24 protein-coding genes and 3 tRNA genes are annotated in these 26,465 nt (G+C 71.0%); 22 read left to right on the forward strand and 5 right to left on the reverse strand.

Annotated elements, in window-relative coordinates; genetic code table 11:
• The first annotated feature begins 184 nt into the window (after positions 1 to 184).
• The 3 genes from ACGF3A_RS07610 (at position 185) to ACGF3A_RS07620 (ending at position 4,686) form a co-directional block, all read left to right on the forward strand.
• Positions 185 to 2,626, forward strand: coding sequence for a polysaccharide lyase 8 family protein (locus tag ACGF3A_RS07610; RefSeq protein WP_393726750.1), 2,442 nt, complete (start codon positions 185 to 187; stop codon positions 2,624 to 2,626).
• Positions 2,627 to 2,803: 177 nt separating this feature from the next.
• A complete protein-coding gene (locus tag ACGF3A_RS07615) occupies positions 2,804 to 4,411 on the forward strand; it encodes an acyl-CoA carboxylase subunit beta (RefSeq protein WP_393726752.1) in 1,608 nt (535 codons plus the stop codon).
• A 62-nt stretch (positions 4,412 to 4,473) separates the two neighbouring features.
• On the forward strand, positions 4,474 to 4,686 hold the full coding sequence (locus tag ACGF3A_RS07620; RefSeq protein ID WP_393726754.1) for an acyl-CoA carboxylase epsilon subunit: 213 nt from the start codon (positions 4,474 to 4,476) through the stop codon (positions 4,684 to 4,686).
• A gap of 116 nt (positions 4,687 to 4,802) precedes the next feature.
• Here ACGF3A_RS07620 and ACGF3A_RS07625 read toward each other — a convergent pair whose 3' ends face one another.
• Positions 4,803 to 4,988, reverse strand: a complete 186-nt coding sequence (locus ACGF3A_RS07625) for a hypothetical protein (protein ID WP_393726755.1) — start codon at positions 4,986 to 4,988, stop codon at positions 4,803 to 4,805.
• A 555-nt stretch (positions 4,989 to 5,543) separates the two neighbouring features.
• On the opposite strand from ACGF3A_RS07625, the gene ACGF3A_RS07630 reads away from it, so the two are divergent.
• The 14 genes from ACGF3A_RS07630 to ACGF3A_RS07695 all read left to right on the forward strand — a co-directional run bounded on the left by ACGF3A_RS07630 (position 5,544) and on the right by ACGF3A_RS07695 (position 19,962).
• Positions 5,544 to 9,629 (forward strand): nitrate- and nitrite sensing domain-containing protein, encoded by a 4,086-nt coding sequence (locus ACGF3A_RS07630; RefSeq protein ID WP_393726757.1) that lies wholly within the window; start codon positions 5,544 to 5,546, stop codon positions 9,627 to 9,629.
• 9 nt (positions 9,630 to 9,638) lie between these two features.
• Complete coding sequence (locus tag ACGF3A_RS07635) at positions 9,639 to 10,052, forward strand: roadblock/LC7 domain-containing protein (protein ID WP_344534485.1); 414 nt, start codon at positions 9,639 to 9,641, stop codon at positions 10,050 to 10,052.
• Positions 10,053 to 10,119: 67 nt separating this feature from the next.
• On the forward strand, positions 10,120 to 10,533 hold the full coding sequence (locus ACGF3A_RS07640; RefSeq protein ID WP_344534208.1) for a DUF742 domain-containing protein: 414 nt from the start codon (positions 10,120 to 10,122) through the stop codon (positions 10,531 to 10,533).
• Between the two features lie 67 nt (positions 10,534 to 10,600).
• Positions 10,601 to 11,185 (forward strand): ATP/GTP-binding protein, encoded by a 585-nt coding sequence (locus tag ACGF3A_RS07645; RefSeq protein WP_393727214.1) that lies wholly within the window; start codon positions 10,601 to 10,603, stop codon positions 11,183 to 11,185.
• A 376-nt stretch (positions 11,186 to 11,561) separates the two neighbouring features.
• A complete protein-coding gene (locus ACGF3A_RS07650; RefSeq protein ID WP_393726759.1) occupies positions 11,562 to 14,855 on the forward strand; it encodes a nitrate- and nitrite sensing domain-containing protein in 3,294 nt (1,097 codons plus the stop codon).
• A gap of 10 nt (positions 14,856 to 14,865) precedes the next feature.
• On the forward strand, positions 14,866 to 15,279 hold the full coding sequence (locus ACGF3A_RS07655) for a roadblock/LC7 domain-containing protein (protein WP_241063341.1): 414 nt from the start codon (positions 14,866 to 14,868) through the stop codon (positions 15,277 to 15,279).
• Between the two features lie 145 nt (positions 15,280 to 15,424).
• Positions 15,425 to 16,078, forward strand: a complete 654-nt coding sequence (locus tag ACGF3A_RS07660; protein ID WP_393726761.1) for a DUF742 domain-containing protein — start codon at positions 15,425 to 15,427, stop codon at positions 16,076 to 16,078.
• Positions 16,059 to 16,652: an ATP/GTP-binding protein gene (locus ACGF3A_RS07665; RefSeq protein ID WP_344534205.1), complete on the forward strand. Its 594-nt coding sequence runs from the start codon at positions 16,059 to 16,061 to the stop codon at positions 16,650 to 16,652. Before ACGF3A_RS07660 ends, ACGF3A_RS07665 begins: the two co-directional genes overlap by 20 nt.
• 120 nt (positions 16,653 to 16,772) lie before the next feature.
• Positions 16,773 to 17,555 (forward strand): fumarylacetoacetate hydrolase family protein, encoded by a 783-nt coding sequence (locus ACGF3A_RS07670; protein ID WP_393726763.1) that lies wholly within the window; start codon positions 16,773 to 16,775, stop codon positions 17,553 to 17,555.
• The gene (gene gltX, locus ACGF3A_RS07675; RefSeq protein ID WP_393726765.1) at positions 17,548 to 19,041 is read left to right on the forward strand and encodes a glutamate--tRNA ligase; all 1,494 of its coding nucleotides are present in this window, start codon (positions 17,548 to 17,550) and stop codon (positions 19,039 to 19,041) included. The genes ACGF3A_RS07670 and gltX overlap by 8 nt, the downstream gene beginning before the upstream one ends.
• A 159-nt stretch (positions 19,042 to 19,200) precedes the next feature.
• Positions 19,201 to 19,272: transfer RNA gene (locus tag ACGF3A_RS07680), tRNA-Gln, on the forward strand.
• A 26-nt stretch (positions 19,273 to 19,298) separates the two neighbouring features.
• Positions 19,299 to 19,371 (forward strand) — tRNA-Glu (locus ACGF3A_RS07685).
• 34 nt (positions 19,372 to 19,405) lie between these two features.
• A tRNA-Glu gene (locus tag ACGF3A_RS07690) sits at positions 19,406 to 19,478 on the forward strand.
• Positions 19,479 to 19,530: 52 nt separating this feature from the next.
• Complete coding sequence (locus ACGF3A_RS07695) at positions 19,531 to 19,962, forward strand: hypothetical protein (RefSeq protein ID WP_393726767.1); 432 nt, start codon at positions 19,531 to 19,533, stop codon at positions 19,960 to 19,962.
• Positions 19,963 to 20,005: 43 nt separating this feature from the next.
• Here the strand turns inward: ACGF3A_RS07695 and ACGF3A_RS07700 are convergent, their stop codons facing one another.
• A complete protein-coding gene (locus ACGF3A_RS07700) occupies positions 20,006 to 20,656 on the reverse strand; it encodes a MerR family transcriptional regulator (RefSeq protein WP_393727216.1) in 651 nt (216 codons plus the stop codon).
• Between ACGF3A_RS07700 and ACGF3A_RS07705 the strand changes: the two genes are divergently transcribed.
• Complete coding sequence (locus ACGF3A_RS07705) at positions 20,543 to 21,025, forward strand: monooxygenase family protein (RefSeq protein ID WP_393726769.1); 483 nt, start codon at positions 20,543 to 20,545, stop codon at positions 21,023 to 21,025. The genes ACGF3A_RS07700 and ACGF3A_RS07705 overlap by 114 nt on opposite strands.
• Positions 21,026 to 21,042: 17 nt before the next feature.
• Here the strand turns inward: ACGF3A_RS07705 and ndgR are convergent, their stop codons facing one another.
• A complete protein-coding gene (ndgR, locus tag ACGF3A_RS07710; RefSeq protein WP_344534200.1) occupies positions 21,043 to 21,759 on the reverse strand; it encodes an IclR family transcriptional regulator NdgR in 717 nt (238 codons plus the stop codon).
• A gap of 144 nt (positions 21,760 to 21,903) precedes the next feature.
• Here ndgR and leuC point away from each other — a divergent pair, with 144 nt between their 5' ends.
• The 4 genes from leuC to ACGF3A_RS07730 all read left to right on the forward strand — a co-directional run bounded on the left by leuC (position 21,904) and on the right by ACGF3A_RS07730 (position 25,277).
• Positions 21,904 to 23,337, forward strand: coding sequence for a 3-isopropylmalate dehydratase large subunit (leuC, locus tag ACGF3A_RS07715; RefSeq protein WP_393726771.1), 1,434 nt, complete (start codon positions 21,904 to 21,906; stop codon positions 23,335 to 23,337).
• A 5-nt stretch (positions 23,338 to 23,342) separates the two neighbouring features.
• Positions 23,343 to 23,936 (forward strand): 3-isopropylmalate dehydratase small subunit, encoded by a 594-nt coding sequence (gene leuD, locus ACGF3A_RS07720; RefSeq protein ID WP_393726773.1) that lies wholly within the window; start codon positions 23,343 to 23,345, stop codon positions 23,934 to 23,936.
• A gap of 286 nt (positions 23,937 to 24,222) precedes the next feature.
• Entirely contained in the window at positions 24,223 to 24,477 is a 255-nt protein-coding gene (locus tag ACGF3A_RS07725; protein WP_393726775.1) for a hypothetical protein, read from the forward strand.
• Positions 24,478 to 24,602: 125 nt separating this feature from the next.
• The gene (locus tag ACGF3A_RS07730) at positions 24,603 to 25,277 is read left to right on the forward strand and encodes an HU family DNA-binding protein (protein WP_393726777.1); all 675 of its coding nucleotides are present in this window, start codon (positions 24,603 to 24,605) and stop codon (positions 25,275 to 25,277) included.
• Between the two features lie 146 nt (positions 25,278 to 25,423).
• Here the strand turns inward: ACGF3A_RS07730 and ACGF3A_RS07735 are convergent, their stop codons facing one another.
• On the reverse strand, positions 25,424 to 25,627 hold the full coding sequence (locus tag ACGF3A_RS07735) for a hypothetical protein (protein ID WP_393726779.1): 204 nt from the start codon (positions 25,625 to 25,627) through the stop codon (positions 25,424 to 25,426).
• Positions 25,628 to 25,672: 45 nt separating this feature from the next.
• Positions 25,673 to 26,377: a 2-phospho-L-lactate guanylyltransferase gene (gene cofC / locus ACGF3A_RS07740; RefSeq protein ID WP_393726781.1), complete on the reverse strand. Its 705-nt coding sequence runs from the start codon at positions 26,375 to 26,377 to the stop codon at positions 25,673 to 25,675.
• Between the last annotated feature and the right edge of the window lie 88 nt (positions 26,378 to 26,465).

The raw sequence follows: 26,465 nt of genomic DNA on the forward strand, positions 1-26,465 counted from the left end.
CTCCCGGTGAGGGTGTGGGGGTGGGCCGCCCCTCATCTAAGCAGCTTGGGTTACTTCGAGGTAACCCCTGAGTTAGAGAGCGCTTGCCGACTTCTGTCGAGAACATTGTGACGGGACCGTACGCGTGCTACACCAGCGACCAACTCCCGAACCGCATACACCCGTTGGAGAGGGGCCCGTCGTGATGCCGTCAGCAGCCTGGAGCCGCAGGGGATTTCTCGCCACGGCGGGAGCAAGCGCTGTCACCGCCGCGCTGTGGACAGGAAGCGGAACCTCGCACGCCGCGGGCGCCGACGACTTCTCCGCGCTGCTGAGGAGATGGCGCGAGCTCCTGCTCGGCACCGGCTTCGACCCGTCGGCCGAGCCGTACAAGGCACGGCTGAAGGAGCTCGGTACCCAGGCGGCGAAGCTGCTCGACGAGATGAAGCCCGCCGACGACGGCCTCTTCCCCGGCATCCCCTTCGACCCGTCCACCGGCATCACCCAGTCGTACGACCGCCTCTCGACGATGGCCCAGGCGCACGCCCAGCCCGGCACCGGGCTCACCGGCGACGCCTCCCTGCTCAAGGCGGTCAAGACCGGGCTCGCGCACGTCCACACCAAGGTCTACAACCCCGGTACCAAGCGCTACGGCAACTGGTGGGACTGGCAGATCGGCGCCCCGCGCGCGCTGCTCGACATCCTCACCCTGCTCCACGACGAGGTCCCGGCCGCCGACCGCGAGTCGTACCTCGCCGCTGTCGACCACTTCCTGCCCGAGTCCGTCTTCGACGAGTACACGGGCACCTCCACCGGCGCCAACCGCGTCGACTTCTGCCGCGTCTACGCCGTCCGCGGCATCCTCGGCGAGAACCCCGGCAAGATCGCCCTCGCCTCGGAGTCCCTCTCGCCCGTCTTCCCGTACGTCACCAAGGGCGACGGGCTCTACGCCGACGGCTCCTTCGTCCAGCACACGTACGTGGCGTACTCCGGAACGTACGGCTATGTGCTGCTCGACGGGCTCGGCCGGCTCTTCTCCCTGCTGGACGGCACCCGCTGGGAGGTCACCGACCCCAACCGGAAGATCGTCCTGGACAGCGTGGAGCGCGCGTACGCGCCGCTCCTCCACAACGGCCTGATGATGGACAGCGTCAGCGGACGCGGCATCTCGCGCGGCATCCTCAAGGAGGACACCGCCCGGATCCTGCAGAGCGACCACACCCGCGGCCACCAGCTCGCCGCCGCCGTCGCCGTCCTCGCGGGCGCGGCCGACGGGACCCGGCGCGCCCGCTGGCACGCCATGGTGCGCGGCTGGATCGAGCGGGACACCGCGCTGCCCGTCCTCACCGACCCCCAGTTCGGCGTCGCCGACCTCGCGCGGCTGCACGCCGTCGCCGACGAGGACGGCGAGACCGCGCCCGCGCCCGTCGGCCACACCCTCTTCCCCGCCATGGCCCGCTCCGTCCACCGCGGCCCCGGCTGGTGCGCCAACCTCGCGCTCGCCTCCTCCCGCATCGCCCACTACGAGTGCGGCAACGGCGAGAACCCGCGCGGCTGGCACACGGGCGACGGAATGCTCTACTGGTGGGGCCCCGAGGAGACCCTCGGCCAGTACAGCGACCAGTACTGGCCGACCGTCGACTGGAAGCGGCTGCCCGGCACCACCGTCTCCACCAAGAAGCTCGCGGACAACGCGGGCGGCGAGTGGGGCGAGGCCCGGCCCGCCACGGAGTGGGCGGGCGGCACGACGGACGGCGAGTTCGCCGCCGTGGGCCAGCATCTCAAGGGGCTGGAGTCCACGCTCACCGCGCGCCAGTCCTGGTTCTGCCTCGACGACACCGTCGTCTGCCTCGGCGCCGGGATCACCGGTGAGGACGGTGCCCGCGCCGAGACCGTCTTCGACAACCGGAACCTGGGGGAGAGGGGCACGCACGCCCTCGTCGTGGACGGCGCGGCACAGCCGGGGGAGCTCGGCCGCACCCGGACGTTCCCCCGCGCCACCTGGGCACATCTCGCCGGGCACGGCGGCTGGGTGTTCCCGGGCGGCACGGCGCTGAGCGTGCGGCGCGAGGAACGTACCGGAGCCTGGTCCGACATCAACACCCGCAGCGTCACCGACGAGTTCACCCGCCGCTGGCTCACCCTGTGGACCGACCACGGCACCGACCCCAGCGGCGCGGAGTACGTCTATCTGCTGATGCCCGGCGCCGGGCCCCGCGCGCTCGCCGCCCGCGCCGCCGACCGGCGCTGGCTCACCGTCGACGCCAACACCGACGCGCAGCAGGGCGTCACCGTGCCCTCCCTCGGGTTCAGCGCGGTCAACTTCTTCGCGCCGGGCACGGTGCGCGGCGCCGCCGGGGCCCTGACCTCCACCGCGCCCGCGAGCGTCCTCGTGCGCCGCTCGGGCCGCGGTGGACGTACGGGCGGACGTACGGGCGGACGTACCGGCGGAGGCACGGCCACGCTGTGCGTCGCGGAGCCCGTACGCTCGGGCAAGGCGTTCGAGCTGACCTGGGACAGGGCCGTCGCCGAGGTGGTCTCCGCGGACAAGGGCCTCGAACCCTTGTCGACCGGCGACAAGCTCCGGCTCCGCGTGACACCGGGTACGGACGGGGCTACGCTCCGCTGCGAGGTCCGGCTCCGCTGAGGCCGACCGGGCGACGGCCTGTGGGAACTCCACAGCTCCAGCGGCCCGACGTGGGAGATTTCCCTGCGTACGCACGACGCGGCCGCCGGGTTCTGTCCAGCGCGGCCATGAAACCGGCGCGGAGACTGTACGAATCTGACGACGGCGAACCCAGGCCGGGTTTCGTAGGGTCTATACATGACCGATCTGTCCGAGCCGGCGCCCGAAGAGGCGGAGGAGACCGAGCCCGAAGCGCAGGACGCGCGGGGGCGCGTGGCCGAGCTGCACGCGATCCGTGAGGAGGCGTTCCGGGGGCCGAGCGAGCGGGCGACCGAGGCGCAGCACGCGAAGGGGAAGCTGACCGCGCGGGAGCGGATCGAGCTGCTGCTCGACCCGGGCTCCTTCTGCGAGATGGAGACGCTGCGGCGGCACCGCGCCACGGGGTTCGGACTGGAGGCCAAGAAGCCGTACACGGACGGTGTGATCACCGGCTGGGGCACGGTGCACGGGCGGACGGTGTTCGTCTACGCGCACGACTTCCGGATCTTCGGCGGCGCGCTGGGCGAGGCCCACGCCCACAAGATCCACAAGCTGATGGACAAGGCGATCGCCGCGGGTGCTCCGCTGGTGTCGCTCAACGACGGCGCGGGCGCCCGTATCCAGGAGGGCGTCGCGGCCCTCGCCGGGTACGGCGGGATCTTCCAGCGCAACACCAAGGCGTCCGGGGTGATCCCGCAGATCTCCGTGATGCTGGGCCCGTGCGCGGGCGGCGCGGCGTACTCCCCGGCGCTCACGGACTTCGTCTTCATGGTCCGCGAGACCTCGCAGATGTTCATCACGGGACCGGACGTGGTCCAGGCGGTGACGGGCGCGGAGGTCACGCAGAACGGGCTGGGCGGCGCGGACGTGCACGCGGCGACCTCCGGGGTGGCGCACTTCGCCTACGACGACGAGGCCACCTGCCTGGAGGAGGTCCGCTACCTGCTCTCGCTGCTGCCGAGCAACAACCGGGAGAACCCCCCGGTCGAGGTCAGCGAGGACCCGCCGGACCGGCGCGGCGAGGAGCTGCTGGACATCGTCCCGGTGGACGGCAACCGGCCGTACGACATGCGGCAGGTGATCGAGGAGATCGTCGACGACGGCGACTTCCTGGAGGTCCACGAGCGCTGGGCGACGAACATCCTGTGCGCGCTGGGCCGGATGGACGGCCAGGTCGTCGGGATCGTGGCGAACCAGCCGCAGGCGCTGGCCGGTGTGCTGGACATCGAGGCCTCGGAGAAGGCCGCGCGCTTCGTGCAGATGTGCGACGCGTTCAACATCCCGATCGTCACGCTGCTGGACGTGCCCGGCTTCCTGCCCGGCGTGGACCAGGAGCACGGCGGGATCATCCGGCACGGCGCGAAGCTGCTCTACGCGTACTGCAACGCGACGGTGCCCCGTATCTCGGTGGTGCTCAGGAAGGCGTACGGCGGCGCGTACATCGTCATGGACTCCCAGTCCATCGGCGCCGACCTCACCTACGCCTGGCCGACCAACGAGATCGCGGTGATGGGCGCCGAGGGCGCGGCCAACGTGATCTTCCGCCGTCAGATCGCGGCCGCCGACGACCCCGAGGCGATGCGCGTGCGCATGGTCAAGGAGTACAAGGCCGAGCTGATGCACCCCTACTACGCCGCCGAGCGCGGCCTGGTGGACGACGTGATCGACCCCGCGGACACCCGGCAGGTCCTCATCCAGTCCCTGGCCATGCTCCGCGCCAAGCACGCCGACCTGCCCTCCCGCAAACACGGCAACCCGCCGCAGTAAGGCATTCGCCGCAGTAAGGCATTCAGGGCTTCGCAGCGATGGGAGAACGAGAAGTGAGTGAAGTGAGCGAAGGCGAAAGCAGCCCGATCCGCGTGGAGAAGGGTCTGGCCAACGAGGAAGAGCTGGCCGCCGTCACGGCCCTGCTCCTCGCCCGTGCCGCCGCCGGTTCCCGGCACGCCCAGGTGCCCGCGCGCCGTCGGCGCACGACCAAGGCGGGTTGGCGCCGTCTGGAGCGCCAGCACGGCTTCCGCGCGCCCCACAGCTGGCAGGGCTGACGGCCTGGCGCGGGGCCCGTACGACTCAACGCCTGTGGGGCGGAACCGATTTTCTCGGTTCCGCCCCACAGGCGTCTGAGCGGCGTATCGTCGGCCCCGCCGAACGTGGGCCGGACTCAGGCCGCCGGTGCGTCCACCAGGACGGTGCGGCGCGGATTGGCGGTCTGCGCGGGGAGCTCGACGCCTCCCGCCGGGTCCTGCTCCGCCACCACGGCGGTCGTCATCTCGTCCGCGTCGTCGAGATGAGCCAGGGTGGTGCGGCGCGGGTTGGCTATGTTGCGGATGGTCAGGGTGGACTTCACTGGTGCCCGTACCTCGCTCGGCTTGTCGTGCTTGTCACTTCATCACGCTATGTAAATGCCGAGGGTAGGCCCGCTATTCCCTTTCGAGGCGTGATCTAGGCAACGTCCAGCGTGTGAGTTTGCTCACGACCGGCGGACGAAAAGCGACATAAGGAATCGTTGAATCCGGTTCCTTAATCGGGCAACGCGGACATACGTGAGATTGCGTGCTAGCTACTCGCTAGTTGGGCAGCCCAACCACCCGGGTGCCTCGTAGGGAAAAGTCCGGAATTTCAGGGGCGCATCTATACGGCTGGTGAGGGCGTGAATCCGGTCGGTGACCGCCTCGCGTGCGTTTTCCACAGCCCTTGTTGGAGATCCGGCACTGTGCTGGAATTCCACGGACCGCCGCAAGACAAGCAGACCGACGCGCATGCGCAGAGCAGCGCGGCATGTCGGTGATGAGGGGACGCGCCGGTCATTCACGACCGCCCGGGGGGCCTTTGGACCCCCATGACTCGATACCGTCCCGCCGTCGCGCGCGGGGGGACGCCTGGTCCAGAGGTTGCGACGCTAGTGCAGGGACGTTTCAAGAGGGATGGCAGCGCTGAGGGGGACCCGGAGCTGCGCGGCTCAGCCGACCGCGGTTCCCCGCCCCAGCGCGCCCAGGACGGCGGGCAGGCCATGGCCGCCCAGGACGCCGGCGCCGCACCGGGCGCGTCCGCGCCCGGCAAGGGCGGCGGAGGCGCGGCGCCCGGCGACCAGAAGGCCAAGTCCAAGGGCAAGAAGGGCAAGGGCAAGACCCCCCTCGGTCCGGACAACACCGGCTCGCGCCTGGCCCTGCGCAACTGGCACATCAGCACCCGTCTGGTCTCCCTGCTCGCCCTCCCGGTGATCGCGGCCACCACGCTCGGTGGCCTCCGTATCGGCAATTCGCTCCAGAACGTCGACCAGCTCGACAACATGAAGCGCCTCACCGAGATGACGGAGCAGGCCACCGAGCTGGCCGCGGCGCTCCAGGAGGAGCGCGACCGCTCGGCAGGCCCCCTGGTGAGCACGGGGAACGAGAAGGACGAGCTGGTCGTCACCCCCCGCGAGAAGACCGACCGCGCCATCCAGGCGTTCAAGGAGGGCACCGGGGACATCGACGGCAGCGACAAGGTGATGGCCGGTGTGCAGTCCACCGTCCTCGACATCACCCGTCAGCTGACCTCGATCAAGAACGTCCGCGAGCGCGCGTACGACAACAAGAACTACGTCTCCCAGACGGTCAACAGCTACAACCAGCTCATCGAGTCCCTGCTCTCCCTCTCCCAGGACATGGCGCAGGCGACGAGCAACTCGGAGATGATCCAGAGCACCCGTGCCCTGGCCGCGTTCTCCAGCGCCAAGGAGTTCGCCTCCATCCAGCGCGCGATCATCTCCGCGGGCCTGGCCCACCCCGGCCGCCCCGAGCTCTCCGAGAGCGACCGGCTCTACGCCCGCACGGCGGCCGATTCCGAGCACGCCGAGCTGGGCAGCTTCAGCCAGATCTACGGCGACGGCAGCGCGTCCGACCTGATCAAGCCGCTCGACAGCGGCGACATCAACATCCGCGAGGCCGACAAGTACCGCGACCGGATGCTCCACAGCCCGGACGCGATCAAGAAGGAGAAGCGGACCTACGTCGACTGGATGGACCAGGACGTAGACAAGATCACCGCGATGGGCAAGATCGAGCAGACCCTGCTCACGCAGATGGAGCAGCAGGCCCGCGAGCTGCGCTCCGACGCCCAGCGCGAGGCGTACATCAGCGGTGCGCTCATCCTGCTCGTCCTCGGCATCTCGCTCGTCGGCGCGTTCGTCGTGGCCCGCTCCATGGTCCGCTCGCTGCGCCGCCTCCAGGACACCGCCCAGGAGGTCGCGCGCAACCGGCTGCCCGAGCTGGTCAAGCAGATGTCCGAGGCCGACCCGCAGGACGTCGACACCTCCGTCGAGTCCGTCGGCGTCCACAGCCGCGACGAGATCGGCAAGGTCGCCGCGGCCTTCGACGACGTGCACCGCGAGGCCGTCCGGCTGGCGGGCGAGCAGGCGCTGCTGCGAGGCAACGTCAACGCGATGTTCACCAACCTCTCGCGCCGCAGCCAGGGCCTGATCCAGCGTCAGCTCTCGCTCATCTCCGAGCTGGAGTCCCGCGAGGCCGACCCGGACCAGCTCTCCTCGCTCTTCAAGCTCGACCACCTCGCCACCCGCATGCGCCGTAACGGTGAGAACCTGCTGGTTCTCGCGGGCGAGGAGCCCGGACGGCGCTGGACGCGCCCGGTCCCCCTCGTCGACGTGCTCCGCGCCGCGGCCTCCGAGGTGGAGCAGTACGAGCGCATCGAGCTCAACTCCGTGCCCGCCACCGAGGTCGCGGGCCGCGTGGTCAACGACCTCGTGCACCTCCTCGCCGAGCTGCTGGAGAACGCGACGTCGTTCTCCTCGCCCCAGACCAAGGTCAAGGTCACCGGCCACGCGCTGCCCGACGGCCGCGTGCTCATCGAGATCCACGACACCGGCATCGGCCTCTCGCCCGAGGACCTCTCCGCGATCAACGAGCGGCTGGCCAACCCGCCGACGGTGGACGTCTCCGTCTCCCGCCGCATGGGCCTCTTCGTGGTCGGCCGCCTCTCCCTGCGGCACGGCATCCGTATCCAGCTCCGCCCCTCCGACTCGGGCGGCACCACCGCGCTCGTCATGCTCCCCGTCGACGTCGCCCAGGGCGGCGCGCAGGGCGCCAAGGGCGGTCGGCCCGGCGCTCCCGCGGGCATGCCGTCCGGACCGGGCGGCCCCGGCGGCGGACCCCGTCCGCCCAAGGGCGCGGGCCTCGCGGCCGCGCTCCAGCGCGGCCCGCAGAGCGGCGGCCCCGGCGTGGGCGCCGGTGCGGCCGGTACGGGCGCGGGTGCGGGACGGCTCGGTGCCGTACCGCCGCGCGGCCAGGTCGGCGGCGCTGCCCAGCGCCCCGCGCTCCCCGGCAGCCAGGGCGGCCAGGGCGGCGAGCCCGCTCCCGCCAGCAACCTCTTCGGCGCTCCCATCCCGCCGCGCCCCGGCGCCCCGACCCCCGGTCAGGCACCGGGCGGTCCGACGCCGGGCACCCCGCCGCTGCCCACCCGTGGCGGCCCCGCGGGCGAACTCCCGGGCGGCCAGAGCCAGCAGGGTCCGGGGCAGCCCGGACAGCAGGGCCAGGCACCGGGGTCCGGCGGTCCGGGGGACACCAGCGAGATACCCCAGATCCAGGCCCAGCAGGGCGGCCCGGGCAGCACCGGCCAGTTCCCGCAGGTCCAGCAGCCGCAGTCGCAGCAGCGCGGCCCCGGCGACACGGGGGAGTTCGCGCTGCCGCAGCGTGGCGGCCCCGGTCAGGGTGGCCAGGACGGTCAGGGCGGCCCGGGCGACACCGGCCAGTTCCCGCAGGTCCAGCCGCCCCAGCCGCAGCAGGGCGGTCCCGGCGACACCGGCTCGTTCCCGCTGGCCCAGCCCCAGCAGCTGCCGCAGCAGGGCGGCCCGTCCGACACCGGTCAGTTCGCGCGCCCGCAGGCGGGCGGCCCGGGTGACACGGGTTCGTTCCCGCTGGCCCAGCCGCAGCAGCCCCAGCAGCCGCAGTCGCAGCAGCCCGGCACCCCCGGCGACACGGGGGAGTACGCCCGCCCGCAGGCCGGAGGCCCCTCCGAGACCGGCGAGTACGCGCTGCCGCAGCCCGGCGGCCAGGGCGGCCCCGGCGACACCGGCCAGTTCCCGCAGGCCCAGCCCCCGCAGGGTGGCCCGGGCGACACCGGCCAGTTCGCGCGCCCCGGCTTCTCCGACGTCGGCGTCCCCGGCAGCGCCGCGGGCCGTCCGAGCTGGGCGGCGCCCGAGTCGGGCCCTGCGCCCGAGGACGCGCCGCGCGGGCACGACGAGCCGGACACGGGCGAGCACGCCCGCCCCGGATACACCGGCGCGGCCAGCGGCGCCCCCGGTCAGCCCGGCCCGACGGGCCAGGAGACCGGCGAGACCCCTGTCCCCTCCCCGGCGGAAGCCGGCGGCGAGGGCAGCACGGAGCTCGGCATACCCAACGGGCCGCCGGCCCCGGCCGACGCCCCGACCCCCATATTCGCCTCCATGGAATCGAACTGGTTCCGTGGCGCCGATCCCTCGGCACAGGCTTCCGCGCAGGGCACCCCCCCACAGCCCCCACACCCCGCGCAGACGCCCGAGCCGGAGCAGGCACAGGCAGCGGACACCTCTCCGCAGCAGCCCGAGGCGCCCACCCCGCGCCCTGGGCAACCCGCTTCCGCGGTCCCCCCGATGCCGCAGCGCCAGCCGGCGCGGAACGCGACGGGGAACGGCGGCAGCACGAGCACCGACACCGACACGGGTGCCAATTGGGGAGCTTCACCGAACGACGAGCGCTGGCGCCGTGCCGAGCAGGTGCGTCAGCCCGCCGCCGGGGGAGTCACCACGTCGGGCCTGCCGCGTCGCGTGCCCCGCGCCAACCTGGTCGCGGGGACCGCACAGCAGCAGTCGGACGCACAATCCGGTCCGCAGGTCTCGCGTGCGCCCGACGACGTACGTGGGCGGCTGACCAATCTCCGCCGCGGTATCCAGCAGGGCCGACAGGCCGGCACGGACGGCCGCGGCATTGGCCCCACTTACCAGCAGGAGCGTTAGTTGAGTCCGATGAGCCAGGCGGCGCAGAATCTGAACTGGTTGATCACCAACTTCGTGGACAACACCCCCGGGGTGTCGCACACGGTGGTGGTCTCCGCCGACGGACTTCTGCTCGCGATGTCCGAGGGCTTCCCGCGTGACCGTGCCGATCAGTTGGCGGCGGTCGCCTCGGGGCTGACCTCGCTCACCGCGGGTGCGTCCCGCATCTTCGAGGGTGGGGGGGTCAACCAGACGGTGGTGGAGATGGAGCGGGGGTTCCTCTTCATCATGTCCATCTCGGACGGTTCCTCGCTCGCCGTCCTCGCCCACCCGGAGGCCGACATCGGCCTCGTCGGCTACGAGATGGCCCTCCTCGTGGACCGTGCCGGAACCGTACTCACCCCGGACGTCCGCGCGGAACTCCAGGGAAGCATTCTCAACTGATCTTCACGCTCCCCCCACCTGAGCACCATCGTCCGCCCGCCGACCACATGCCTCGCTCGGAGGAGCCATGACCCCGCCGCCCGCCTCGCCCGGCCCGTACGGTGCCCCGAACCACCAAGCGCCGTACGGGGACGAAGGCGACCAGCCGCTGGTGCGCCCGTACGCCATGACGGGTGGCCGCACCCGGCCGCGCTACCAGCTGGCCATCGAGGCCCTGGTGAGCACCAGCGCCGAGCCTGTGCAGCTCCAGGGGCTCCTCCCCGAGCACCAGCGGATCTGCCACCTGTGCCGCGAGGTCAAGTCGGTCGCGGAGGTCTCCGCACTGCTCGCCATCCCGTTGGGGGTAGCCCGGATTCTCGTCGCCGACCTCGCCGAGGCCGGAATGGTGGCCATCCACCAGCCCGGTGGCGGGTCCGAGCCCGGCGGCGCTCCCGACGTGACCTTGCTCGAAAGGGTGCTCAGTGGACTTCGCAAGCTCTAGCCCGCAGAGGGGACAGATGGGGCAGCAGCCGCCAGGTCCCGTAGGGCCGATGGGATCCATGGGACAGATGAGCCAGCAGGGATACGGCATGCCCGCAACGGGGCGTTCGACCACCTCCGCGAAGATCGTTGTCGCGGGCGGTTTCGGCGTGGGCAAGACCACGTTCGTGGGCGCGGTCTCGGAGATCAACCCGCTGCGCACCGAGGCCGTGATGACCTCGGCGTCCGCGGGCATCGACGATCTGACGCACACCGGAGGCAAGACCACCACCACGGTGGCCATGGACTTCGGCCGCATCACGCTCGACGACGACCTGATCCTGTACCTGTTCGGTACGCCGGGTCAGGACCGGTTCTGGTTCATGTGGGACGACCTGGTGCGCGGTGCGATCGGCGCCGTCGTCCTCGTCGACACCCGGCGGCTGGCCGACTGCTTCCCGGCGGTGGACTACTTCGAGAACAGCGGCCTGCCCTTCGTCATCGCCCTCAACGGCTTCGACGGGCACCAGCCCTACTCCCCGGAGGAGGTCCGCGAAGCTCTGCAGATCGGGCCCGACACCCCCATCATCACCACCGACGCGCGGCACCGCGCCGAGGCGAAGAGCGGATTGATCACCCTGGTCGAGCACGCGCTGCTCGCCCGGCTGAAATGATCGAAGCGGCGGCGCGGAGACTCCTCACCCGCTCTGCGCCGACCGCTGAATGATGTAGACGGTCCCTGGATCACAGTCGTAGATCGGCTGTGTTCTTCGCCATGTCCGGACTCGCCTTCATAACGTTTCGACAGGCAAAACAGAGCCCTGTGAACACCCGTGGCGAGCGGAACGTCTCACTCTGCGCATGAATCCCACGTCATTTGACGGGGCATTGCCCCAATGCCCGTTTTTCCGCTGACGCGTTCCACCTTTGCACTCATTCGTCAAGTGTTTGGAAACGGCGGGTCTGACGTGCTGGAATTCCCTGAACTCAGCAGTAGTGACGGCGCAGCGCTGGCGACGGGGAACCGAGCGCCGAGAGGTGAGAAGTCGAGTGAGGCGAAGCAAGGCGGGCTCCGCACCGCAGGATCGGGCTCAGGCGCGGGGGAACTTCACGCCACCCTCGCGCGCCACCGCGCCCGGGGGATCCCAGGCCGGGGCGCCCCAGGGACAGGGGCAGGCACAGGGGCAGGGCCAGGGCGGCAGCCGGATGAAGGTACGCAATTGGCGGGTGCCCACCCGGCTGAACGCGATTCTCCTGATACCCGTGCTCGTCGCCCTCGTCTTCGGCGGATTCAAGGTCGAGTCGGACTTCGCCACCTGGCAGGACGCGCAGGAGGCCCAGCGGACCGCGGAACTCGTCGAGTCGGCCGCCGACTACGGCCACGCCCTCATCGATGAGCGTGACCGCACCGCGGCCCCGCTCCTGAGGGGCGACAAGAACGACTCCGAGGTCAGCAGCTCCCGTAATGCCACGGACCAGGCGGCAAAGGACTTCAAGAAGGCCGTCGACAACATGCCGGACGAGCCGGGTCTCAAGCGCCGGCTCGACGCCTTCAAGAAGGTCGAGCCCCGCCTTCCCGTGCTCCGCCAGGGCGCCTACACCAAGGCCCTGCCCGGCGTGAAGACCGAAGAGGGCTACGTCACCATCCAGCACCCGCTGATGGAGTTCGCCAACGAGCTCGGCCTCGGCACCGGCAACGTCACCTCCTACGGCCGCACCGTCTACGCCATCTCGCTCGCCAAGGCCGCCGAGTCCCTCCAGCGCGCGCTCGGCGCCCATCTGCTGACCAAGCCCGGCCCCTCCGACCAGGCCAAGCAGCAGCAGCTCACCGCCCTCGCCTCCTACGCCTACCTGGAGCGGATCGCCCTCGGCGAGTACGTGTCCGGCGGGCGTACCCAGGACGTGAAGCTGCTGCGGGACGAGCAGGTCAAGGCCAAGGCGGAGGGCCGCAAGCAGATCGCGCAGGCCAAGCAGGAGGCCGCGGCGAAGAACGAGAAGTTCGTGCCGCCGCCCACGATGGAGAAGATGGTCAAGGCCATCGGCAGCGGCGCGAGCCCGGCCGAGCTCAAGGCCAAGGGCATCACCGAGAAGAGCTGGTTCGCGACCTCGACCGCGACGTTCGACGCGTACCGCGCCGTCGAGAAGGACCTCGCCCGGCACGCCCTCGACGAGACCGACCAGATCGCCTCCGACGCCCGCCGCGACGCGATCATCAACTCCGTGATCGTGCTGGTCGCGCTGCTCTTCGCCTTCGTCATCGCGGGTCGCATGGCCCGCTCGATGAGCCGCAGCATGCGCACCCTGCGCGGCGCGGCGTTCGACGTCGCCGAGCAGCGCCTGCCGATGCTGGTCGACCAGCTCTCCCGTACGGAGCCGGGCCGCGTGGACACCCGCGTCCAGCCCATCCCGATCACCAGCCGCGACGAGATCGGCGAGGTCGCCCGCGCCTTCGACCAGGTGCACCGCGAGGCCGTCCGGCTCGCCGCCGAGCAGGCGCTGCTGCGCGGCAACGTCAACGCGATCTTCACCAACCTCTCCCGCCGCAACCAGGGCCTCATCGAGCGCCAGCTCGAACTGGTCACGGACATGGAGAACAACGAGGCGGACCCGGACCAGCTCGAAAGCCTCTTCCGGATGGACCACCTCGCCACCCGCATGCGCCGCAACGGCGAGAACCTGCTGGTTCTCGCGGGCGAGGAGCCGGGACGGCGCTGGACCGAGCCCGTCCCGCTCGTCGACATCCTGCGCGCCGCGGCCTCCGAGGTGGAGCACTACGAGCGGATCGAGATCTCCGGCGTCCCGGAGACCGAGATCCACGGCCAGGTCGTGAACGACCTCGTGCACCTCCTCGCCGAGCTGCTGGAGAACGCGACCTCGTTCTCCTCGCCGCAGACGAAGGTGCGGGTGCGGGCCACCCGCATGCCCGACGGCCGGATGATGATCGAGATCCACGACAAGGGCATCGGCCTGACCGCCGAGGACTTCGCCGACATCAACCACAAGCTGGCCAACCCGCCGACCGTGGACGCCTCGGTCTCCCAGCGCATGGGCCTCTTCGTGGTCGGCCGCCTCTCCGACCGGCACGGCATCCGCGTCCAGCTCCGCCCCTCCGGCGAGCAGGCGGGCACCACCTCGCTGGTGATGCTGCCCGACGCCATCACGCACGGCGGCGGCGGCTCGGAGCACGGGGAGAACGGCGAGGAGGACTTCACCGTCTCCCGGATCGTCCCCGAACAGCAGCCCGGCCTCCCGCAGCAGCAGGCGTACGACGCCCAGGCACGCTCCGCCGCCGAGCTGGGCTTCGACGACTCGCGCTACGGCGCCGAGGGCGCACCCGGCGCACCCGACGCGACACCGGCGCTCGGACCCGTCGAGCGCTCCCTGCGGCGCGGGGAACGGCGCGCGGCGCTCGAAGCGCACCAAGGCGGACCGGGGGACCAGGGACAGCAGGAGCCCCTGGGCTTCCAGGGCAACGGCCAGCCGCAGCTGCCCACGCGGCAGCCGTACGGCCAGGCGCCGTACGGCGGTCAGGACCAGTACGGCCGGTACGGCCAGGACGGGGCACAGCGGTACGACCAGCAGCAGCAGCCGTACGACGCCCAGCCGCAGGCCCAGTCGCACACGCAGTCGCAGGTCCAGCCGTACGAGCAGCATCAGATCCAGCCAGATCAGCAGCCGGTTCAGCCATCGGCGCAGCCGCCGTACGACCCCCAGCAGTACGCTCCGCAGCAGCCCGCGCAGCCCTACGAGCCGCAGCACGGGGCGCCTCAACAGGCCCCGCAGGAAGGGCAGTACGCCGCTAACGATGCGGAAGCGGAATCTGCTCCCGGCGTTCCGAACTCCGGTCTGGACCGCGTAGGCTTCGACAGTCCGGGTCCCCTCCCGAGCAGGATCAGCTCGACGACCGACGCGGGGCTTCCGCGCCGTGAGCCGGGGCGTTCACCGTTCGATGGGGGTTCGGCAGCGCAGCACACGGCCCACCCCGAAACTCCGGCACCCCTGTCTCAGCAGCCTCAGAAGCAGCCGTCGCAGGACGAAACCGGAACCCACACGCGGTCGCCGAACGACGACCTCTGGGACAGGGCGGGCCAGTTGCGCGACCCCCAGGCCGGCGGCGTCACCACATCCGGCCTGCCGCGGCGGGTGCCCCGGGCCAACCTGGTCGAGGGCGCCGCGGAGGAGAGCCCGCAGGGCGGCCCCTCGGTCTCCCGTGCGCCGGAGGACGTGCGCGGCAGACTGAGCAACCTGCACCGTGGTGTCCGACGGGGACGCACAGCGGGCGACGCCAACGAGAATGACCAACAGGGCTTCGGCCCCGGCAGCACCTACGATCAGGAGCGTTAGTGTGAGCCCGATGAGCCAGGCGGCGCAGAACCTGAACTGGTTGATCACCAACTTCGTGGACAACACCCCCGGGGTGTCGCACACGGTGGTGGTCTCCGCCGACGGACTTCTGCTCGCGATGTCCGAGGGCTTCCCGCGTGACCGTGCCGATCAGTTGGCGGCGGTCGCCTCGGGGCTGACCTCGCTCACCGCGGGTGCGTCCCGCATCTTCGAGGGTGGGGGGGTCAACCAGACGGTGGTGGAGATGGAGCGGGGGTTCCTCTTCATCATGTCCATCTCGGACGGTTCCTCGCTCGCCGTCCTCGCCCACCCCGAGGCCGACATCGGCCTCGTCGGCTACGAGATGGCCCTCCTCGTCGACCGCGCGGGTACGGTCCTGACGCCGGATCTGCGCGCGGAACTGCAAGGCAGCCTTCTCAACTAGGGCGTAGGAAGCAGACAGACAGTGCGCATTGCGTCTCCGCACCATAAAGTGCGGGGACGCGGTGCCGAGCAGGAGCGTTGAAGCAGCAGGGACAGTCCCGAAGGAAGACGCAACGGCCCGAACGTCCGTAGTGCGAGGAGGAAACGTGGCAACGCCCCCAGGAGGTCCGTCGTCGTACGGCAGTGGTCATGAGGGTCCCGGCGGCGACGCCCCGTTCCTCAACCGCTTCAACTTCCCCTCCACGCCCAGCGAGTACGCGCAGCCGCAGCAGCAGCCTCAGGCGCCGCAGCAGCATCAGCCCCCGCAGCACCACCAGCACCAGCACGACCCGCACCAGCCTCAGCACCATCAGCGCCAGCCGCAGGCTCCGCGTATCCAGCCCGTGCACCCCCCGCAGCGGGGCGTGGGCAGCGGACACCGGCCGGGCGACCAGCAGCGGCCGCCGCAGCAGACCCAGCAGCCGCTGGTCAGGCCGTACGCCATGACGGGTGGCCGGACCCGTCCCCGCTACCAGCTGGCCATCGAGGCACTGGTGCACACCTCGGCCGACCCCGCGCAGCTCCAGGGCCAACTGCCCGAGCACCAGCGGATCTGCCGTCTGTGCTACGAGATCAAGTCGGTAGCCGAGATCTCCGCACTCCTGACCATTCCGCTCGGCGTCGCCCGGATCCTCGTCGCCGACCTGGCCGAAGCCGGTCTCGTCGCCATCCACCAGCCCGGTGGCGGCGAACAGAGCGCGGACGGCCAGCCAGACGTGACACTGCTCGAAAGGGTGCTCAGTGGACTTCGCAAGCTCTAGCGGCGGGACCGTTGGAGGTTCAGCCCGATCCACCACGTCCGCGAAGATCGTGGTGGCCGGCGGCTTCGGCGTGGGCAAGACCACGTTCGTGGGCGCGGTCTCGGAGATCAACCCGCTGCGCACGGAAGCGGTCATGACCTCGGCGTCCGCGGGCATCGACGATCTGACGCACACCGCGGACAAGACGACGACCACGGTGGCCATGGACTTCGGCCGCATCACCCTGGACCAGGACCTGATCCTGTACCTGTTCGGTACGCCGGGTCAGGACCGGTTCTGGTTCATGTGGGACGACCTGGTGCGCGGCGCGATCGGCGCCGTCGTCCTCGTCGACACCCGGCGTCTCGCGGACTGCTTCCCGGCGGTGGACTACTTCGAGAACAGCGGCCTGCCCTTCGTCATCGCCCTCAACGGCTTCGACGGGCACCAGCCGTACTCCCCGGAGGAGGTCCGCGAGGCCCTCCAGATCGGGCCCGACGCGCCCATCATCACCACCGACGCCCGGCACAGAGCCGACGCCAAGAGCGCGCTGATCACCCTGGTCGAGCACGCCCTGATGGCCCGCCTGCGCTGACGGGCCCCGCACGGGCGCCCCGCCACCTCCCCCGCACCGGCGCGGGAGGGGCGGTCCGTGGCGCGTGGCATAGGCTGGAGCACCGACCCCACAGCCACGCCACCGCGAAGGAAACACCCCGTGCGCATCGCCAGATTCTCCCTGGACGGCAACGTCGGATTCGGCGTAGTGGAAGGCGACGCCGGTACGGAGGGCGGGCCCGTCCTCGACATCATCAAGGGCCACCCCTTCGCCGATTTCGAGCGCTCGGGACAGAAGCTGCCCCTCAGCCAGGTGCGCCTGCTTCCGCCCGTGCTCCCGAACAAGGTCGTCGCCATCGGAAGGAACTACGCCGAGCACGCCAAGGAGCTGGGCAACGAGGTCCCCGAGACCCCGGTGACGTTCTTCAAGCCGTCCACCTCGGTCATCGGCCCCGGCGACCCGATCGTCTACCCCTCCTTCTCCTCCGAGGTGCACTACGAGGCGGAGCTGGCCGTCGTCATCGGCCGGCTGTGCAAGGACGTGCCCCGCGAGCGCGTGAAGGACGTCATCCTCGGCTACACCTGCGCGAACGACGTCACCGCGCGTGACGTCCAGCGCACGGAGAAGCAGTGGGCGCGGGCCAAGGGCTTCGACTCCTCCTGCCCGCTCGGCCCCTGGACCGAGACGGAGCTGGACCCGGCCGACCTCGGCATCATGTGCACGGTCAACGGCGAGCAGCGGCAGCTCGGCCGCACCGCCGAGATGGTCCGCTCCATCGAGGACGTGATCGTCCACATCACCGAGGCCATGACGCTGCTCCCGGGCGACGTCATCCTCACCGGCACCCCCGCGGGCGTCGGCCCCCTGAACGTCGGCGACGAGGTCGCCGTCACCATCGAAGGCATCGGCACTCTCACCAACAAGGTGATCAAGCGTGACTAACGCGACGAGCGACGCGGCGAACCCCGTACGCGTACGTTTCTGTCCCTCCCCGACCGGCAACCCCCACGTGGGCATGGTCCGCACCGCGCTCTTCAACTGGGCGTACGCGCGGCACACCGGCGGCACCCTGGTCTTCCGCATCGAGGACACCGACGCGGCCCGCGACTCCGAGGAGTCCTACGAGCAGCTCCTCGACGCGATGAGCTGGCTCGGCCTCGACTGGGACGAGGGCCCCCAGGTGGGCGGCCCGCACGCCCCGTACCGCCAGTCCGAGCGGATGGAGATCTACGCGGACGTCGCGCGGAAGCTCCAGGAGGGCGGGTACGCCTACCCCTGCTACTGCACCGCGCAGGAGCTGGAGGAGCGCCGCGAGCGCGCCCGCGAGGAGGGCCGCCCGTCCGGCTACGACGGCACGTGCCGCACCCTCACGCCCGAGCAGATCGCCGCGTACGAGGCGGAGGGGCGCAGCCATGTCGTCCGCTTCCGGATGCCGGACGAGGCGATCACGTTCGACGACCTGGTCCGCGGCGAGATCACCTTCCAGCCGGAGAACGTCTCCGACTACGGCATCCTGCGTGCCAACGGCGCCCCGCTCTACACGCTGGTCAACCCGGTCGACGACGCGCTGATGGAGATCACGCACGTCCTGCGCGGCGAGGACCTGCTCTCCTCCACCCCGCGCCAGATCGCGCTCTACAAGGCGCTGATCGACCTGGGCCTGGCCAAGGAGGTCCCGCTCTTCGGGCACCTGCCGTACGTGATGGGGGAGGGCAACAAGAAGCTCTCCAAGCGTGACCCGCAGTCCTCGCTGAACATGTACAGGGAGCGGGGCTTCCTCCGCGAGGGCCTGCTGAACTACCTGTCGCTGCTGGGCTGGTCGCTCTCCGAGGACCGCGACATCTTCTCCATGGACGAGATGGTCGCCGCCTTCGACATCCACGACGTCAACGGCAACCCGGCGCGCTTCGACCTGAAGAAGTGCGAGGCCATCAACGCCACGCACCTGCGCGAGCTGCCGGTGAAGGACTTCACGGAGCGCTGCGCCCCCTGGCTGAGGGCCCCGTACGCCCCGTGGCCGGAGGAGAACTTCGACCAGGCGGCCTTCGAGGAGCTGGCCCCCCTGGCCCAGACCCGCCTCACGGTCCTCTCCGACATCACCGACAACGTCGACTTCCTCTTCCTCGACGAGCCGGTGGAGGACGAGAAGTCCTGGCAGAAGGCGATGAAGGAGGGCTCGGACGCGCTGCTGCGCACGGCCCGCGCCAAGCTGGAGGCGGCCGACTGGTCGTCCCCGGACGCCCTCAAGGACGCGGTCCTGGCGGCGGGCGAGGAGCACGGCCTGAAGCTCGGCAAGGCCCAGGCCCCGGTCCGCGTCGCGGTGACGGGCCGCACGGTCGGCCTGCCGCTCTTCGAGTCGCTCCAGGTCCTGGGCAAGGACCGCACGCTCGCGCGTATCGACGCGGCGCTGGCCAAGCTCACCGCCTGATCACGAGGCTGCCCGGGAGCCCCGCTCCCGGGCAGAACCCGTTTTGGAGCACCGTCTCCCATCGGGTAATGTTCTTCCTGTCGCCGCGAGGGGACGGGCCGAAGGCCCGGACCGACCGGCGGTAACCCGAACAAGATCCCAACTGGGGTTGAGTTCTGGTGGGCTATGGTGTAATTGGCAGCACGACTGATTCTGGTTCAGTTAGTCTAGGTTCGAGTCCTGGTAGCCCAGCGCGATCTACGCTCATATAGATCGAGGCCCCCGTTGTGTAGCGGCCTAGCACGCCGCCCTCTCAAGGCGGTAGCGCCGGTTCGAATCCGGTCGGGGGTACGGATCCTGGTCTCCGGACCGGGATCGAGCAGAGGCCCCCGTTGTGTAGCGGCCTAGCACGCCGCCCTCTCAAGGCGGTAGCGCCGGTTCGAATCCGGTCGGGGGTACTCGATCACAAGGCCCCGCACCAGCAGGTGCGGGGCCTTTGTCGTGCGCTCTTTGACCGGTTCTGGCGCTGGACGGCCCGCGCGCCCCGCCACGGACCAGTGGACGGACGTGCCGGGAATGATGATCCCGGCGGAGGTCGGCAAGGGCACGCCCAGCTACGGGGCGCTGTTCGTCGCCACCTTCACGGCCGAGATCCTCGCCAAGAAGGACGACTGGGGCGGGATCACGCAGTTCGACATCCTCTTCGGGGGCCAGCCCGGCCACCCGCAGAGCGACAACCACCGCACCTTCGCCGCGATGCCCGGCGAGTGGCGCAGCGTCACCGTCGTCCGCGCGTTCCACTTCGACGACGACGTCGTCCGCCGGGACGCCACCGTCAAGGTCCAGGTGAAGCGGCAGAACGGCGTCGACTTCGGCATCCAGAACTTCCTGCTCAAGGTCGAGCGCTACCCGGTGACCACCGGGGGCGACACGGTGCTCTGAGTGACAGCATGCGCACACGCACAATCCACGCCCGGTGCCGGAACTACGGCGCCGGGCGTTCCCGCGGCGGCGTCCCGAAGCGGCGGGACGACTCCTCGGCCTGGGCCAGGCGGCGCAGGCTCAGCAGGACGGGCTCGTAGAGGACCGTGAGGGCGACGCCCGCCTCGACCTGCTCGGTGGCGTTCTCCAGGCCCCGCAGCAGCTCCAGGTCCGTTTCCGCCACGTCCGCCGCCGCGTGCGCGTAGCGGGCCAGGTGCGGGATGTCGCAGGGGTAGCCGAGGCGTACGAGCGCGGCCACGGCCTCCACGAGGGTGTCGTACGCCGGGGTGCCGGGCTCGCACTCGTACCAGCCCAGCCGCTCCAGCAGGGCGCCGACGTCCCGTCTGGCGGTCTCCAGGGACTCCTCGTCGCGCTCCTCGCCCTGGACCGGCGCGGGGCCCGGCAGGGCCCAGGTGGCGACGCCGAGCCGGGAGTGCTGGTCCAGGCTCTCGTCGTCGACGGCGGCCAGCACCTCGCGCGCCGTGGCCACCGGCATCCGTCCGACCTGGATCAGCGCCCGTACGAGGCGCAGCCGCCGCAGGTGGTCCTCGCCGTAGGCGGCCTGGGTCGCGCTGACGCGCTCGCCGGGCGGGAGGAGCTTCTCGCGCAGGTAGAACTTGATCGTCGCCGTCGGCACGCCGCTGCGCGCGCTCAGCTCGGAGAGCGGGAGCTGCGCGCCGGTCCGGCCGCGGGCCTGCTCGGGGCGCGCTTCGCGCTGGGCGGGCCGCGGGACTTCGCGGTGGTGCAGCACTGGCGCTCGACCGAGGAGCTCTTCGCCTACGCGAGCGCGCCCGGCCGCGAACACCGCCCGGTCTGGGCCGCGTTCAACCGCCAGGTGCGCAAGAGCCGGGGGAGCGTCGGGATCTGGCACGAGACCTACCGCGTGCCCAGCGACGGCTTCGAGTGCGTCTACGTCGACATGCCCCCGTACGGCCTGGCCGCGGCGTACGGCACGGCGCCGGTCGCCACCCGGGGGAACAGCGCACCCGAACGTCTCAGGAGCGCCTCGCGACGCGCCTCCTAAGAGGCGGGCCCCGCCGCTCAGTTGGGCCGCCGCAGCGCCTCGCTCAGACGGGCCGCCGCGTCGACGATCGCCTGGGCGTGCATGCGGCCCGGGTGACGGGTCAGCCGCTCGATCGGGCCGGAGACGGAGACGGCCGCGACCACCCGGTTCGAGGGGCCCCGCACCGGGGCCGAGACCGAGGCCACGCCCGGCTCGCGCTCGCCGATCGACTGGGCCCAGCCCCTGCGCCGTACGCCCGAGAGCGCCGTCGCCGTGAAGCGGGCGCCCTGGAGGCCGCGGTGCAGCCGCTCGGGCTCCTCCCAGGCCATCAGGATCTGCGCCGCCGAGCCCGCCTTCATGGGGAGGGTCGAGCCGACGGGCACGGTGTCCCGCAGGCCGGAGAGCCGCTCGGCGGCGGCCACGCAGATCCGCATGTCGCCCTGGCGGCGGTAGAGCTGCGCGCTCTCGCCTGTCACGTCCCGCAGGTGGGTGAGCACGGGGCCCGCGGAGGCCAGCAGCCGGTCCTCGCCCGCCGCCGCGGCCAGCTCGCCCAGCCGCGGGCCGAGTATGAAACGGCCCTGCATGTCGCGGGCCACCATGCGGTGGTGCTCAAGGGCCACCGCGAGCCGGTGCGCCGTGGGGCGCGCGAGACCGGTCGCTCCGACCAGCCCGGCGAGGGTGGCCGGACCGGACTCCAGAGCGCTCAGTACCAGAGCAGCCTTGTCGAGAACGCCGACGCCACTAGAGTTGTCCATGCGTCGATACTTGCGTCTCAAAGTGTGAAACGCAAGTTCAATTTTCTCCGCGACCCGCCAACCTTGGGAGACGGGCGCCGCGCCAGCCGCGGCGGCACTGATCTCGACATGTGGTCGGCACCGACGCCGGCCGAAGGGAAAGCGATGGGACGCACACTCGCGGAGAAAGTCTGGGACGACCATGTCGTCAGGCGCGCGGAAGGCGAGCCGGACCTTCTCTTCATCGATCTCCACCTCCTGCACGAGGTGACCAGCCCGCAGGCGTTCGACGGCCTCCGCAAGGCGGGCCGCGCCGTGCGGCGCACCGATCTCACCATCGCGACCGAGGACCACAACACCCCGACCCTCGACATCGACAAGCCCATCGCCGACCCGGTCTCGCGCACCCAGTTGGAGACCCTGCGCAAGAACTGCGCGGACTTCGGCGTCCGGCTGCACCCGCTGGGCGACGTCGAGCAGGGCGTCGTGCACGTGGTCGGGCCGCAGCTCGGCCTCACCCAGCCCGGCATGACCGTGGTCTGCGGCGACAGCCACACCTCGACGCACGGCGCGTTCGGCGCGCTCGCGTTCGGCATCGGCACCTCCCAGGTCGAGCACGTGCTGGCCACCCAGACGCTGCCGATGGCCCCGTTCAGGACCATGGCGGTCACCGTGAACGGCGAGCTGCCCGAGGGCGTCACCGCCAAGGACCTGATCCTCGCCATCATCGCGAAGATCGGCACCGGCGGCGGCCAGGGGTACGTCATCGAGTACCGCGGCGAGGCCATCGAGAAGCTCTCGATGGAGGCCCGCATGACCATCTGCAACATGTCGATCGAGGCCGGGGCCCGCGCCGGGATGATCGCGCCGGACGAGACGACCTTCGCGTACGTCCAGGGCCGCGAGCACGCCCCGAAGGGCGAGAACGGCGAGGACTGGGACGCGGCCGTCGCGTACTGGAGGACGCTGCGCACCGACGACGACGCCGTCTTCGACCACGAGGTCGTCATCGAGGGCTCCGAGCTGGCCCCGTTCGTGACCTGGGGGACCAACCCGGGACAGGGCGCGCCGCTGACCGCCTCGGTGCCGGACCCGGCCTCTTTCGAGGACGCCAGCGCCCGGTTCGCCGCGGAGAAGGCCCTGGAGTACATGGGCCTGAGCGCGGGCCAGCCGCTGCGCGAGGTGACGGTCGACACGGTCTTCGTGGGCTCGTGCACCAACGGCCGTATCGAAGACCTGCGTTCGGCGGCCGCGGTGCTGGACGGGCGCCGGGTGGCCGACGACGTGCGGATGCTGGTCGTCCCCGGCTCCGTCCGGGTGGCGCTCCAGGCCGTCGAGGAGGGGCTCGACAAGGTGTTCACCGCGGCGGGCGCCGAGTGGCGGCACGCGGGCTGCTCGATGTGCCTGGGCATGAACCCCGACCAGCTCCAGCCGGGCGAGCGGGCCGCCTCGACCTCCAACCGCAACTTCGAGGGCAGGCAGGGCAAGGGCGGCCGCACCCACCTGGTCTCCCCGCAGGTCGCCGCCGCCACGGCGGTCCTGGGGCACCTGGCCTCGCCGGCCGACCTGTCCGACGTACGAGAGACCGCGGGAGTCTGAGCACGATGGAAGCCTTCACCACGCACACGGGCCGTGCCGTCCCGCTGCGCCGCAGCAACGTCGACACGGACCAGATCATCCCCGCGCACTGGCTCAAGAAGGTCACCCGCGACGGCTTCGAGGACGGGCTCTTCGAGGCCTGGCGCAAGGACCCGGACTTCGTGCTCAACCAGAGCGCGTACGAGGGGGCCACCGTGCTGGTCGCGGGCCCCGACTTCGGCACCGGCTCCTCCCGCGAGCACGCCGTCTGGGCCCTGCAGAACTACGGCTTCAAGGCCGTGATCTCCTCCCGCTTCGCCGACATCTTCCGGGGCAACTCGCTGAAGAACGGCCTGCTCACCGTCGTCCTCCCGCAGGAGACGGTGGACGCGCTGTGGAAGCTGGCGGAGGCCGACCCGGCCGCCGAGGTGACCGTGGACCTCGTTCGGCGCAAGGTGCTGGCGCCGGGCGTCGACGCGGACTTCGAGCTGGACGAGAACGCCCGCTGGCGGCTGCTGGAGGGGCTCGACGACATCAGCCTCACCCTGAAGAACGAGGACGCGATCGCGGACTTCGAGGGCTCGCGCGCCGCCTTCAAGCCGCGCACGCTCACCGCCTGAGCCCTTCTCAGACACCCACCGCGCCCCCGCCGTCCGGCGGGGGCGCGGTGCTGTGCGGGGGAGCCGGGCGGTGCGCTCTGCGGGACAGAGGGAGCGCACGATGTTGACGTGAATTAGTCTTGAGGGCCAGTTCCTTTCGTACTAGGGAACGGTGCCGCTCGCGACCCGCCGCACGGGACGCGCCGCGGCACGTCAACTCGGGCCCCCACAGGCCGAGTTGACGTCACCAGGCCCGGTACTCCCCCCGCTGGAAGCGACAACTCACCCCAGATGGCACAATCACCGCATGGAACGCGACGGTCAACTGGAGCTCTACGACCGACTCGCCGCCCTCTTGAAAGAGGCGCACGCCGTTGTGCGCTCACCGCAAGTCCCCGAGGGCGCACGGGTGGCGCTTACCCGGAAGCTGCTGGTCATCACGGCGGCTTCGAAGCACGATCTCGCCGCCGCGGAACGGCGTCTGGAGCGTCTGATGAGCGACATCGACGAGGGGCGATTCCCGCCGGGCGGGGGAGATGTGCACGCCGACGGAACTCGATGACGGTCGAGTTCGTTGCGGCACAAGGGTGATTCGCCCGTTTCGTGTTTGATTTGCGGTATATATCTGCCTAACGTGCGAAAAAGCTTGAACACATTCGTTCCGGCAATGTCTCCGAAGGGGAAGACGTGAACAAGGCGCAGCTCGTTGAAGCAATCCAAGACCAGCTCGGTGGACGTCAGCAGGCCGCGGACGCGGTCGACGTCGTTCTGGACGCGATCGTCCGCGCGGTAGTCAGTGGCGAGAGGGTTTCCGTCACCGGCTTCGGCTCGTTCGAGAAGGTCGACCGTCCGGCCCGGTACGCCCGTAACCCCCAGACCGGGGAGCGGGTCCGGGTCAAGAAGACCTCGGTGCCGCGCTTCCGCGCCGGCGCGGGCTTCAAGGACCTGGTGAGCGGGGCCAAGAAGCTCCCGAAGAACGACGTCGCGGTCAAGAAGGCCCCCAAGGGCAGCCTGTCCGGTGGGACGACCACCAAGAAGGCCGCCACCAAGAAGGCGTCGGCGAAGAAGGCGACCGCCAAGAAGACCACGGCGGCGAAGAAGACCACCGCCGCCGCGAAGAAGACCACGGCGGCCAAGAAGACCACCGCCGCGAAGAAGACCACGGCGGCCAAGAAGACGACCGCGGCCAAGAAGGCCACCGCGGCCAAGAAGGCGACCCCGGCCAAGAAGGCCACGGGCGCCGCCAAGAAGGCCACCGCCAAGAAGGCGCCGGCCAAGAAGAGCACCGCGAAGAAGGCCCCGGCGAAGAAGACGGCGGCCCGCAAGACCACCGCCAAGAAGACCACTTCCCGCAGGCGCTGAGCCGCGGAAACGGTCTCACCTCGCGCACCAGCGGCCAGGAACGGCGCCGGGCCGGGCTCCCTCGGGGGAGCCCGGCCCGCGGCCGTTGTCCAGGGGTTTCCCGGCGATTCCCCGGGATTCCCAGGGATTCGCGGGGAACGGGCAGCTCAGAAGGTCTGGAGCGTCACCAGCGTGACCCGGCGGGCCTCGCCCTCGCCCTCCACCTCGATCCGCACGCGCTGGCCGGGCCGCAGCAGCCGCAGGCCGCCCGCCTCGAAGGCCGCGCTCCCGAACTCCAGCGGACTCCCGTCGTCGAGCAGCACGCTCCCTGACCGGGACTCGGGGTCATACGTGTACGCCGTGGCCTGCATGCGCGGCAGCCTACCCGCCCGCCACGGGCCCGGGCCGACGCCCGCTCAAGGCGCGTTCGACGGCGCGTTCAGCCCCCTGCCGCCCCCGCCGGGCCTGCCCGGTCCGCACGGGGCCGCGAGCAGCGCGGCGGTATGGCGGCCCACCCCGAGTTTCCGCGCGGCCACCAGGTCCTCGCCCGTATCGACGTCCTGGCGCACGCTCTCCACTCCGGAAAGCCCGATCTCGACGGCGCCCGAGGCGCGGTGACGGGCCCGCGAGAGGCCGCCGAATGCGGGAAGGAGTCGAGCGCCCGGCATGGCGGACAACAGCGTCGTGCCGATTTCGGCGGCGTCGGGGAGAAAGGCGCGGGGGAATCGGGACGCCCATTCGAGAACGTCGAGCAATTCGCGGGGACGGAGCGCGGGAAGGTCCGCGTTGAGCGCCGCGAGCGCCGTTCCCGGATCGGCGGCGCGCGCCACGGCCTCGCCGTGGGCCAGCGCCGCGTTGAGCCCGGCGGCCGGGGCGTCGGGGACCGTGCGCGCGCCGAGCGCCGAGAGCGCGGCGGCGGCCAGGGGATCGTCCGTGACAACGACCACACCGCGCACGGCGGGACACGCCAGGACCGCGCCGACCGTGTCCTGCGCGAACGCCAGAGCGAGATCCGGGAGCGCCGCGTCGCCCACGGACGCGCCGAGCCTGCTCTTGGCCCGTGCCAGAGGCTTCAGCGGCACCACGGCGGTCCACGCCGCTGACGTCACTTGTGACTGCATCGGCCCCATTCTCGCCTGCGCGCGGGGCACCCGGACGGCGGTGGGGTTACGGTGTGCACGACAGCGGGGGCGGACAGTGTGCTCGACA

The organism is Streptomyces sp. NPDC048172, assembly GCF_043202595.1.
Lineage (GTDB): Bacteria > Actinomycetota > Actinomycetes > Streptomycetales > Streptomycetaceae > Streptomyces.